This window comes from Pseudomonas sp. NPDC089918 (assembly GCF_050280605.1).
Taxonomy (GTDB): domain Bacteria; phylum Pseudomonadota; class Gammaproteobacteria; order Pseudomonadales; family Pseudomonadaceae; genus Aquipseudomonas.
Genome location: NZ_JBNNVP010000063.1, coordinates 17,687 through 28,742 on the forward strand (window position 1 = coordinate 17,687; position 11,056 = coordinate 28,742).

At 59.1% G+C, this 11,056-nt stretch carries 9 protein-coding genes and 1 tRNA gene; 6 read left to right on the forward strand and 4 right to left on the reverse strand.

Annotation, left to right across the window (positions count from 1 at the left end; translation table 11 throughout):
* Positions 1 to 13: 13 nt before the first annotated feature.
* Positions 14 to 415, forward strand: coding sequence for a type IV pilin protein (locus ACQKPC_RS28275; RefSeq protein ID WP_427627913.1), 402 nt, complete (start codon positions 14 to 16; stop codon positions 413 to 415).
* Positions 416 to 471: 56 nt separating this feature from the next.
* Positions 472 to 1,572, forward strand: a complete 1,101-nt coding sequence (thiO, locus tag ACQKPC_RS28280) for a glycine oxidase ThiO (protein ID WP_427627915.1) — start codon at positions 472 to 474, stop codon at positions 1,570 to 1,572.
* 108 nt (positions 1,573 to 1,680) lie between these two features.
* Here thiO and ACQKPC_RS28285 read toward each other — a convergent pair whose 3' ends face one another.
* From ACQKPC_RS28285 to ACQKPC_RS28300, 4 genes are all read right to left on the reverse strand, one after another.
* On the reverse strand, positions 1,681 to 3,021 hold the full coding sequence (locus ACQKPC_RS28285) for a sigma-54-dependent transcriptional regulator (protein WP_008068430.1): 1,341 nt from the start codon (positions 3,019 to 3,021) through the stop codon (positions 1,681 to 1,683).
* Positions 3,022 to 3,023: 2 nt separating this feature from the next.
* Positions 3,024 to 4,613: a sensor histidine kinase gene (locus ACQKPC_RS28290; RefSeq protein WP_008068431.1), complete on the reverse strand. Its 1,590-nt coding sequence runs from the start codon at positions 4,611 to 4,613 to the stop codon at positions 3,024 to 3,026.
* On the reverse strand, positions 4,603 to 4,836 hold the full coding sequence (locus tag ACQKPC_RS28295; RefSeq protein WP_007901926.1) for a PP0621 family protein: 234 nt from the start codon (positions 4,834 to 4,836) through the stop codon (positions 4,603 to 4,605). The genes ACQKPC_RS28290 and ACQKPC_RS28295 overlap by 11 nt, the downstream gene beginning before the upstream one ends.
* A 136-nt stretch (positions 4,837 to 4,972) precedes the next feature.
* Positions 4,973 to 5,995, reverse strand: a complete 1,023-nt coding sequence (locus tag ACQKPC_RS28300) for an outer membrane protein assembly factor BamD (RefSeq protein WP_008068432.1) — start codon at positions 5,993 to 5,995, stop codon at positions 4,973 to 4,975.
* A 151-nt stretch (positions 5,996 to 6,146) separates the two neighbouring features.
* On the opposite strand from ACQKPC_RS28300, the gene rluD reads away from it, so the two are divergent.
* The 4 genes from rluD to ACQKPC_RS28320 all read left to right on the forward strand — a co-directional run bounded on the left by rluD (position 6,147) and on the right by ACQKPC_RS28320 (position 10,937).
* Positions 6,147 to 7,109 (forward strand): 23S rRNA pseudouridine(1911/1915/1917) synthase RluD, encoded by a 963-nt coding sequence (gene rluD / locus ACQKPC_RS28305; RefSeq protein WP_007901932.1) that lies wholly within the window; start codon positions 6,147 to 6,149, stop codon positions 7,107 to 7,109.
* Entirely contained in the window at positions 7,106 to 7,831 is a 726-nt protein-coding gene (gene pgeF / locus ACQKPC_RS28310) for a peptidoglycan editing factor PgeF (RefSeq protein ID WP_427627918.1), read from the forward strand. Before rluD ends, pgeF begins: the two co-directional genes overlap by 4 nt.
* A 129-nt stretch (positions 7,832 to 7,960) precedes the next feature.
* A complete protein-coding gene (gene clpB / locus ACQKPC_RS28315) occupies positions 7,961 to 10,525 on the forward strand; it encodes an ATP-dependent chaperone ClpB (RefSeq protein ID WP_192345402.1) in 2,565 nt (854 codons plus the stop codon).
* 336 nt (positions 10,526 to 10,861) lie between these two features.
* A tRNA-Asn gene (locus ACQKPC_RS28320) sits at positions 10,862 to 10,937 on the forward strand.
* Positions 10,938 to 11,056: the final 119 nt, after the last annotated feature.

Below are 11,056 nucleotides of genomic sequence, written 5' to 3' on the forward strand. Positions count from 1 at the left end.
TGAGAGTTGAGGCATGCGCAGATCCAATCGAGGTTTTACCCTGATCGAAATCATGATCGTGATTGCGATCATCGGGATCGTTATCACCATTGGCTATCCGAGCCTCACCGAGTATGTAAAAAAGGGCCGTCGTACTGAAGTGGCGGGTCTGCTTTCCGAGCAGGCACAGATCCTGGAGCGCTTCTATTCGAAGAATAATGTCTATACCAATGCCAGCGGTCTGAGTGTCGGCAATGATTTCTATACCATCACCCCGACCCTGACCGATCAGACCTTCCTGCTGACGGCAACACGCAAGGCCGGTTCGAGCATGGCGAGCGACAAGTGCGGTAATTTCACGCTGACCAATACTGGCGTTCGGGGCATGGTCAATGCAACGTCCGGCCTGACCACCAAGGATTGCTGGGGGCGCTGAGTTTATTTTTCAGGCGCCCTTTGCGCCTTCTGTCTATTGAACGGTTGGATCAGAACATGAGCAGGCAACAGCAAGTGGTGATTGTCGGCGGCGGCGTGATTGGCCTGCTGACGGCGTTCAATCTCGCGTCCGAAGTACAGAGCGTCGTGCTGCTGGACCGCTCGAATGTCGGTCAGGAGTCGTCCTGGGCCGGTGGCGGGATCGTCTCGCCGCTCTACCCGTGGCGCTACAGCCCGGCGGTCACTGCGCTGGCTCATTGGTCCCAGGATTTTTATCCACAGCTGGCGGAACGTCTGTACGCCGCCACGGGTGTCGATCCTGAAGTGCACACCACCGGGTTGTACTGGCTGGACCTGGATGACGAAGCCGAAGCGCTCGCCTGGGCCAAACGGGAAAACCGCCCGTTGCGGGCTGTGGATATCTCTGCGGCACACGATGCGGTGCCGGTATTGGGCGCTGGTTTTTCGCGGGCGATCTACATGGCCGATGTGGCCAATGTGCGCAATCCACGGTTGGTGAAATCCCTCAAGGCAGCCTTGCTGGCGCTGCCGAACGTGACAATTCATGAGCAGTGCGAGGTCAGCGGGTTTATCCGTGAGGGCGCTGCGGTGGTCGGGGTACAGACTTCGATGGGGGCCATTGCGGGTGATCAGGTGGTTTTGACCGCAGGGGCCTGGAGCGGTGACTTGCTGAAAAGCCTGGGCCTGGAACTGCCGGTCGAGCCGGTCAAAGGCCAGATGATTCTCTACAAGTGCGCGGCGGACTTCCTCCCAAGCATGGTTCTGGCCAAGGGTCGTTATGCCATTCCTCGGCGTGACGGGCACATTCTGATCGGCAGTACGCTGGAGCATGAAGGCTTCGATAAAACGCCGACCGATACCGCGCTGGAAAGCCTGAAGGCTTCGGCGGTGGAGTTGATTCCGGCGCTGGCGGATGCCGAGGTAGTGGGGCATTGGGCCGGGTTGCGGCCGGGGTCGCCGGAAGGGATTCCCTATATCGGTCGGGTGCCGGGGTTTGACGGGCTCTGGCTTAACTGCGGGCACTACCGCAATGGGTTGGTGCTGGCGCCGGCGTCGTGTCAGTTGTTTGCGGATGTGATGCTGGGTCGGGCACCGATTATCGATCCTGCGCCGTATGCACCGGCCGGGCGTATTTGACAGAAGATCAAAAGAGCAGCCTTCGGCAGCTCCTGCATTGAATTGTGTTTGACCGCGATATGGCGGCGAACACTGAATCTGTAGGAGCTGCCGAAGGCTGCGATCTTTTCAATCCAGCCCCAATTTCTTGAGCCTGTAACGCATCGACCGAAACGACAGATTCAACCGCTGAGCCGCTGCCGTGCGGTTCCAGCGGGTTTCTTCCAGGGCCTGGAGGATGAGTTTGCGTTCGACGTTTTCCAGATAGGCTTCCAGGTTGTCGATCTGCGTCAGGTCCGGCACGCCGCCATCCGGGTTGCAGTTGCCTTCGGCCAGCCGCAGGTCGCTGGCTTCGATCTGTTTGTTCTCGCACAAGGTGTGGGCCCGCTCAAGCATGTTCTCCAACTCCCGCACGTTTCCTGGAAAACGATAGCTTTTCAGTGCGTCGAGGGCTTGCGGGTGGAGTTTTGCCGCAGGTTGGCCAGTGCCAGTTGCCAGTCGCTTGAGCATATTGTTGGCCAGAAGCTCAATGTCGTCGCGGCGTTCGCGCAAGGGCGGTACCCGCAATTCGATCACATTAAGGCGGTAGTACAAGTCCTGGCGAAAGCGTTCGGCGGCGACTTCGGTATCGAGGTCTTTGTGGGTGGCGCAGAGAATGCGCACATCCACCACGGTTTCCTGCTGTCCACCGATGCTACGCACGGCTTTCTCTTGAATGGCCCGCAAAAGTTTGACCTGCATTGCCAGTGGCAGGTCTGCCACTTCATCGAGGAACAAAGTGCCGCCATGGGCGGCCTGGAATAGCCCGGGTTTGTCTTCGATGGCACCACTGAAACTGCCTTTGCGATGGCCGAAAAATTCGCTTTCCATCAATTCCGAAGGGATTGCCCCGCAGTTCACCGGCACAAATGGTCGGGTGGCGCGTGGGCCTTGGTCGTGGATCAGTCGGGCGACCAGCTCCTTGCCGCTGCCGGACTCGCCGCTGATGTACACCGGGGCCTGGCTGCGGGCCAGTTTGTCGATTTGTTTGCGCAGACTGCGCATTGGCAGGGAGTCGCCCAGTAGCCGACGGTCGATGACGCTGCTGGCACCGCCTGGTGCCGGCAGACTCAAGGCGCTGGTGACCAGTTCGCGCAGGCGGGTGAGGTCGACCGGTTTGGTCAGAAAGTCGAACGCGCCAGCCTTGAGGGCGTTGATTGCCGTTTCCAGGCTGCCGTAGGCGGTAATCATCGCCACTGGCACTTGCGCATAGCGCTGCTGGATGTGCTGCACCAGTGCCAGACCGGTGCCGTCGGGCAGGCGCATGTCGGTCAGGCACAGGTCGAATGTCTCCCGTGCCAGCAGAGCTTGCGCTTCTGCGAGGTTGCGGGCACTAAAGGTGTCGAGTTTCATCCGTCCCAGGGTTATTTCCAGGAGTTCGCGGATATCCGGCTCATCGTCGACGATCAGGATTTTTTGCCGTGGGCTCATGTTCAACTTTGTTTCCGTCCGTGAGCAAAAGTGATGCGAAAGCAGCCGCCGCCTTGGCGTGGTTTGAAGTCTAGGCGGGCCTGATTGCTTTCGCACAGCTCACGGGACAGATAAAGCCCCAGGCCAGTGCCCTGGCTGCTGGTGGTGAAGAACGGTTCGAACAAATGCGAGCGCTGGTCCGGCGCCACGCCGGGGCCATTGTCCAGGACTTCAAGGGTAGGCAACTGGCTGTCCGGGTCAATAAACAACTCGAGCCAGACCTGTGCCTGATCATGGTTCAGGGCACTATGGCGCCAAGCGTTGCGCAACAGATTGTCGAGAATCTGGGTCAGCTGATTCGGATCCATCAGGGTTGTGAAGTCCCCCGAACCGATTCGCAGGTGAACTAGCTGACGCTCAGTCGCACCCTCGCGGGTTTCGGCCACGAAGTGCTCCAGCCATGGCCGCAAATCCAGCCGTTGCGGCACGGTTTGCTGGCGACGGGACAGTTGCAGGACATTTTCGATTACCCGATTCATTCGCTGAGAGTGGTCTTGAATAATCTGCGTCAGACGCCGATCCGCGCCGTTCAGTTCCTCGGATTCCTGCAGTAACTGCGCGGCATGACTAATGGCGCCTAGTGGATTGCGGATTTCATGGGCAATACCGGCAGTCAGGCGGCCGAGGGCGGCGAGTTTAAGTTGCTGGGCCTGCTGGGCGATTTGGGCGAGGTCTTCGAGAAAAACCAGCGTCTGGTGGTGCGGGCTTTGGTCCAGGGCAATGAAGCTCGGTTGCAGCTCCAGGCCATTGCTGGCGATTTTCAGGCTTTGCGGGCGCAAAGTCGGATTGTTGAACCAAAGTTGGAGTCGCTCGACCAAAGGCATCGAATGGTCGTCGATCAGTTGGCCATCGAGTTTTTCCTGTCCCAGCAAGGTCAAGGCGCTGTGATTGGCCAGTTGCACACGCCGTTGGTCGTCGAGCACCAGAATGCCCGTGCGCATACGTTGCAGGATCAGTGCGTTGAGGGCTTCGAGGCCGAGCACTTCACTGGCCCGCTGCTCGGCCAGGGTTTCGCTGACTTCAACTCTTCGGATCAAGCCTTGCACCAGCAACGCCGCGACAAAGCACAGAGCACCGAGCGTGCCGATTTGCAGGTAATCATTGGGACTGGTGGGGTGGCTGAAGCTCAGAAGAAAGCTCAAACCCACGATGCCGAGGGCGCCAACAGCCGCAATCAGCAGACCGATGCGCCCGCGCAGCAGGGTATTGCTGATGACCACCGACACGATCAACAGGTTGCCGATGGCGCTGGGCATGCCGCCAGCGGCATAGAACAGACCGCATAGCAGCAGGACATCGACCAGCGCCAGGCCGAACAACTGCGCCGGGCGACGGGTGTTCTCCAGAAAGACCACCAGCAGGATATTCAGCACCAGGTACAACCAGCTGCCGTTGCGCAGCAAGTCGTCATTGGCAAACGTCAGCAACTGGCTGTCCATATTGCTGGAGATCAACAGCACCAAGGTGATGCCGATGCTTAAACGGTAGAGGTGATAGAGGCGCAGCAGTCGCTGGGCCTGTTTGTTGCCGGGACTGGACGTCTCAGCGATCACTGGAACCCGGGCCTTGCTCAAGGTGAGCCTGGCTGCAATACCACTGTTGTTGAAGGCTCAGCGCGCGATCACGGGGCAGATGTACGCCGCAATGAGCGCAACGGACCATGGGCGGAGCATCTTGCTCTCGCGGCGTGTTGGCGCCCGAAACCGGGGCCTTGAACTTGCGCCAGAGCCATACCGCAGCGGCAATCAGTGCGATCCAGAATAATAAACGAAGCATGGTGAGCTGCTTTTTGAGTAGTGAATTGGCAGTTTAGCCAAGGACGGGTCGGTCGCACAGCGCAATACACTCACCCCTGAAATCCGGTAATAAAAAAGGCGCCTCGAAAGGCGCCTTCTCGGCACAACACTCAGCGTCAGTCGAACACGCCGAAGGTCATGTAGCTGAACCACGAGCGGTCGGCGTTGTTGGCTTCAGACTCGTGCTGCTCTTCTTCGATCACATCGCCGTTTTCATCTTTAGGCTTGAGCTCGTTCGGAATCGAGTCCTTGGCGTCCTGGAACTGCCTCTGCACGTCCTGGTTGGCGCGGGTTTCACCCGGTGGCAGCGGCGGACGGGATTCGATCAGGCCCAGGGTGGCCTTGCTCAGCCACGAACGGTTGTCGGCTTCGTCCTTCGAGGGTACGAACTGACCGTCCACCAGGCTTGGGTGGTTCGGGTAGTTGAGTTTCAGGGTTTCGAGGCTGGTTGCGGCCAGTTCGTCCAGGTGCAGACGCTGGTAGGCTTCAGTCATCACTGCCAGGCCGTCACCGACCGAAGGTGTTTCCTGGAAGTTTTCCACCACGTAGCGACCACGGTTCGCGGCGGCGACATAGGCCTGACGGGTCAGGTAATAGTCGGCAACGTGAATCTCGTAGGACGCCAGCAGGTTGCGCAGGTAGATCATGCGCTGCTTGGCGTCCGGCGAGTAGCGGCTGTTCGGGAAGCGGCTGGTCAGCTGGGCGAACTCGTTGTAGGAGTCGCGAGCGGCGCCCGGGTCACGCTTGGTCATGTCCAGCGGCAGGAAGCGCGCCAGCAGGCCGACGTCCTGGTCGAAGGAAGTCAGACCCTTGAGGTAGTAGGCGTAATCGACATTCGGGTGCTGCGGGTGCAGACGAATGAAACGCTCGGCGGCGGATTTCGCAGCCTCAGGCTCGGTGTTCTTATAGTTGGCGTAGATGAGCTCGAGTTGAGCCTGATCGGCGTAGCGACCGAACGGATAACGTGACTCCAGGGCCTTCAGCTTGGCTGTGGCGGCGGTGTAGCTATTGTTGTCCAGATCGTGCTGAGCCTGCTGGTACAGCTCGACTTCGCTCAGGTTTTCGTCTACGACTTCCTTCGATGAGCAAGCAGCGGTCAATGCGAGGATGGCGATCAGCAGCAGGTGTTTCACTTGCATGGCGGCTTGCGTCCCTATGACGGCCGCTGTCTTGGGCGGGGCCGTCCTGTTATGATGAGTGCCCCGTTGAAAAGCCTCGGGGCAAAAGACGCCGTATTTAACCACAAGCGCGCAGCCGAAACCAAAGGCTGTGCCGACGCCTAGTCTGAGCATGTCCGATAAAATTGAACTTCGCGCAGAGGTGCCGTCCGAATTGGGCGGCCAACGCCTCGATCAAGTCGCCGCACAATTATTCGCTGAGCACTCGCGCTCGCGCCTTTCCGCCTGGATCAAAGACGGCCGCCTGACTGTGGATGGGGCGGTTATCCGCCCGCGAGACATCGTTCACGGTGGCGCCATTCTTGAACTGACTGCCGAGCAGGAAGCTCAGGGCGAATGGATCGCTCAAGACATCGAGCTGGACATCGTCTATGAAGACGACGACATCCTGGTGATCAACAAACCTGCGGGCCTGGTGGTGCATCCGGCTGCCGGCCACGCCGACGGCACCTTGCTCAACGCTTTGCTGCACCACGTGCCGGACATTATCAATGTGCCCCGCGCCGGTATCGTGCATCGCCTGGACAAGGACACCACCGGTCTGATGGTGGTGGCCAAGACCATTCAGGCGCAGACACAGCTTGTCACGCAATTGCAGAGCCGCAGCGTAAGCCGGATCTATGAGTGCATCGTGATCGGTGTGGTGACAGCCGGCGGCAAGATCAACGCGCCGATCGGTCGTCATGGCCAGCAACGCCAGCGCATGGCCGTGATGGAAGGTGGCAAGCAAGCCGTCAGCCATTACCGCGTGCTCGAGCGTTTCCGTTCCCACACGCACGTGCGGGTGAAGCTGGAAACCGGCCGTACGCACCAGATTCGCGTACACATGGCGCACATCAACTACCCGTTGGTCGGAGATCCTGCCTATGGCGGTCGTTTCCGAATTCCGCCGGCCGCCAGTGTGACCATGGTCGAATCCCTGAAGAATTTCCCGCGTCAGGCGCTGCATGCGCGATTCCTGGAGCTGGATCATCCGACCACCGGTAAACGCATGAGCTGGGAATCGCCGCTGCCGGACGATTTCGTCTGGTTGCTGTCGCTGCTCAAGCAAGACCGTGAGGCGTTCATCGGATGAGTGACTGGCTGATTCCCGACTGGCCTGCGCCTGCCGGGGTGAAAGCCTGCGTTACCACCCGTGCGGGCGGCGTCAGTCTGGCGCCGTTCGACAGCCTCAACCTCGGCGATCATGTCGACGACAACCCCGAAGCTGTCGCCGAAAACCGCCGTCGCCTTACCGATCATTTCTCTATTCAGCCGGCCTGGTTAAAGCAGGTTCACGGCGTTGTCGTGGCCCAAGCGGATCCAAGCCTGGTAGCCACCGCTGACGCCAGCTGGACGGCTACACCCGGTATCGCTTGCACCGCGATGACCGCCGACTGCCTTCCGGCGCTGTTTTGCGACCGTGCCGGCACCCGCGTCGCTGCCGCCCATGCCGGTTGGCGCGGGTTGGCGGCGGGTGTGCTGGAGGCGACCCTCGACAGTCTGGCTGTACCGCCCGAAGACGTGCTGGTCTGGCTTGGCCCGGCCATTGGCCCACAAGCCTTTGAAGTCGGCCCGGAAGTGCGCGAAACCTTCGTCCAGCAATTGCCTGAAGCCGATAAAGCCTTTGTACCGAGCCAGAATGCCGGCAAGTTCATGGCCGACATCTATGAGCTGGCGCGTTTGCGTCTGGCCGCTCGCGGGGTTACCGCTGTTTATGGTGGCGGTTTATGCACCGTGACCGATCCACGCTTCTTTTCTTACCGCCGCAGTCCACGCACCGGCCGGTTTGCCTCTCTGATCTGGCTCGAACGCTAGACTTACCTGACTTGCATCAACGTCAAGACGCTTGAAACTCCCAGAATCGACCACATCTAGTGAGGTATCTGGCAGGTTTCTTCATTCAGGATGTTTATAGGTCCGGCCTGCTCAAAAGGAAGGTGACCCATGCGTATAGACCGTTTAACCAGCAAGTTGCAGTTAGCATTGTCCGACGCCCAATCCCTGGCCGTCGGCCTCGATCATCCGGCGATTGAGCCGGCGCATTTGATGCAGGCCATGCTTGAACAGCAGGGTGGTTCGATCAAACCCCTGCTGATGCAGGTGGGTTTCGACGTCAACAGTTTGCGTAAAGAGCTGACCAAAGCCCTCGATCAGCTGCCAAAAATCCAGAACCCGACTGGCGATGTGAACATGTCGCAGGATCTGGCGCGTCTGCTTAATCAGGCCGATCGCCTGGCCCAGCAGAAGGGCGACCAATTCATCTCCAGCGAACTGGTGCTGCTCGCCGCCATGGACGAGAACAGCAAGCTCGGCAAATTGTTGCTGGGCCAGGGCGTGAGCAAAAAAGCCCTGGAAAATGCGATCAACAACCTGCGCGGCGGTGAGGCAGTCAATGACGCCAACCACGAAGAGTCACGCCAGGCGCTCGACAAATACACCATCGACCTGACCAAGCGCGCCGAAGAAGGCAAGCTCGATCCAGTGATCGGCCGTGACGACGAAATTCGCCGCACCATTCAGGTCCTGCAGCGCCGCACCAAGAACAACCCGGTACTGATCGGTGAGCCTGGCGTGGGTAAAACCGCCATCGCCGAAGGCCTGGCCCAGCGCATCATCAATGGCGAAGTGCCGGATGGCCTGAGAGGCAAGCGTCTGTTGTCCCTGGACATGGGGGCGCTGATTGCCGGTGCCAAATACCGCGGCGAGTTCGAAGAACGCCTCAAATCCCTGCTCAATGAACTGTCGAAGCAGGAAGGGCAGATCATTCTGTTCATCGACGAACTGCACACCATGGTCGGCGCCGGCAAGGGCGAAGGCTCGATGGATGCCGGTAACATGCTCAAGCCTGCGTTGGCTCGTGGTGAGCTGCACTGCGTCGGTGCGACCACGCTCAACGAATACCGCCAATATATAGAAAAGGACGCAGCTCTCGAGCGACGCTTCCAGAAAGTCCTGGTGGATGAGCCGAGCGAAGAAGACACCATCGCCATCCTGCGCGGCCTGAAAGAGCGTTACGAGGTTCACCACAAGGTGGCGATCACCGACGGCGCGATCATCGCCGCGGCCAAACTCAGTCATCGCTACATCACCGACCGCCAGCTGCCGGACAAAGCCATCGACCTGATCGACGAAGCCGCCAGCCGCATCCGTATGGAGATCGACTCCAAGCCGGAAGTGCTGGACCGCCTGGAGCGTCGCCTGATTCAGCTGAAGGTGGAATCCCAGGCGCTGAAGAAAGAAAGCGACGACGCGGCGAAGAAACGTCTGGAAAAACTGCAGGAAGAAATCGCCCGTCACGAGCGCGAATACTCGGATCTCGAAGAAATCTGGAACTCGGAAAAAGCCGAAGTCCAGGGTTCGGCGCAGATCCAGCAGAAAATCGAACAATCCCGTCAGGAACTGGAAGCCGCACGCCGTAAAGGCGACCTGAACCGCATGGCCGAGCTGCAATACGGGGTTATCCCGGACCTGGAGCGCAGCCTGCAAATGGTCGACCAGCACGGCAAAAGTGAAAACCAGTTGCTGCGCAGCAAGGTGACTGAAGAAGAGATCGCTGAAGTCGTGTCGAAGTGGACCGGCATCCCCGTGGCGAAAATGCTCGAGGGCGAGCGCGAAAAACTGATGAAGATGGAAAGCCTGTTGCACCAACGTGTGATCGGTCAGGACGAAGCGGTGATCGCTGTCTCCAACGCGGTGCGGCGTTCCCGCGCCGGGTTGTCCGACCCGAATCGCCCGAGCGGTTCGTTCATGTTCCTCGGCCCGACCGGTGTCGGCAAAACCGAGCTGTGCAAGGCGCTGGCCGAGTTCCTGTTCGATACCGAAGAGGCGATGGTGCGGATCGACATGTCCGAGTTCATGGAGAAACATTCCGTGGCTCGACTGATCGGCGCGCCACCGGGCTACGTGGGCTATGAAGAGGGCGGTTACCTGACCGAGGCGGTGCGTCGCAAGCCTTATTCGGTGATCCTCCTGGACGAGGTCGAGAAGGCCCACCCGGATGTGTTCAACATCTTGCTGCAAGTGCTTGAAGATGGCCGTTTGACCGACAGCCATGGCCGCACAGTGGATTTCAAAAATACTGTGATCGTTATGACCTCCAACCTTGGCTCGGTGCAGATCCAGGAGCTGGTAGGGGATCGCGAAGCGCAGCGCGCGGCGGTAATGGATGCGATTTCCACGCACTTCCGGCCGGAGTTCATCAACCGGGTCGACGAAGTGGTGATTTTCGAGCCTCTGGCTCGGGATCAGATTGCCGGCATTACCGAAATCCAGTTGGGTCGCCTGCGTAGCCGCCTGACCGAGCGCGAGCTGAAGCTTGAGCTGAGCCCGGAAGCGATGGATAAGTTGATCGCCGTCGGTTACGACCCGGTCTATGGCGCACGGCCGCTCAAACGGGCGATCCAGCGCTGGATCGAGAACCCGTTGGCACAGCTGATTCTGTCGGGTCGATACATGCCAGGCGAGACGGCCAAGGGCACCGTGGAAAACGACGAAATCGTTTTCGTCTGATTCCCGCCGGCAGCAAATTGAAAGAGGCCTCGCATCGCGAGGCCTTTTTTTCGCCAGGCTGTTGAACTCAAAGGAAAAGGCTTGTAAAGTGCGCCCCGCAGTAAGTCGCCCTGAAGGGTTTCTGCTCCCCAAGCAGGAATCTGAAATAAGTTGCAAATCATTAACTTGAAAGCAATTTAGGGGGTTGACAGAGGTGCTTAAGATTGTAGAATAGCGCGCCTCAGACACACGAACGCAGCGATGCGAACGGGTCGAAGAGGTGAAGCAAGCTTCACAGTTGTAAATTGAAATACCAGTTGTAAATTGAAATACCAGTTGTAAATTGAAATATGTAGTTCCGTGATAGCTCAGTCGGTAGAGCAAATGACTGTTAATCATTGGGTCCCAGGTTCGAGTCCTGGTCACGGAGCCAATTTCAAACCGGGGTATAGCGCAGTCCGGTAGCGCGCCTGCTTTGGGAGCAGGATGTCAGGCCGCAGCAGCACCAGACGCTCGATGCCCATGGCGAAACCGACGCCCGTGGTCGGCTTG

Coding starts and splice junctions, on each gene's coding strand:
- ACQKPC_RS28295 (WP_007901926.1), bottom strand. CDS start 4,836: ATGCTTCGTTTATTATTCTGGATCGCACTGATTGCCGCTGCGGTATGG.
- pgeF (WP_427627918.1), top strand. CDS start 7,106: ATGAGTGACTGGCTGATTCCCGACTGGCCTGCGCCTGCCGGGGTGAAA.
- ACQKPC_RS28285 (WP_008068430.1), bottom strand. CDS start 3,021: ATGAGCCCACGGCAAAAAATCCTGATCGTCGACGATGAGCCGGATATC.
- thiO (WP_427627915.1), top strand. CDS start 472: ATGAGCAGGCAACAGCAAGTGGTGATTGTCGGCGGCGGCGTGATTGGC.
- ACQKPC_RS28275 (WP_427627913.1), top strand. CDS start 14: ATGCGCAGATCCAATCGAGGTTTTACCCTGATCGAAATCATGATCGTG.
- rluD (WP_007901932.1), top strand. CDS start 6,147: ATGTCCGATAAAATTGAACTTCGCGCAGAGGTGCCGTCCGAATTGGGC.
- ACQKPC_RS28300 (WP_008068432.1), bottom strand. CDS start 5,995: ATGCAAGTGAAACACCTGCTGCTGATCGCCATCCTCGCATTGACCGCT.
- clpB (WP_192345402.1), top strand. CDS start 7,961: ATGCGTATAGACCGTTTAACCAGCAAGTTGCAGTTAGCATTGTCCGAC.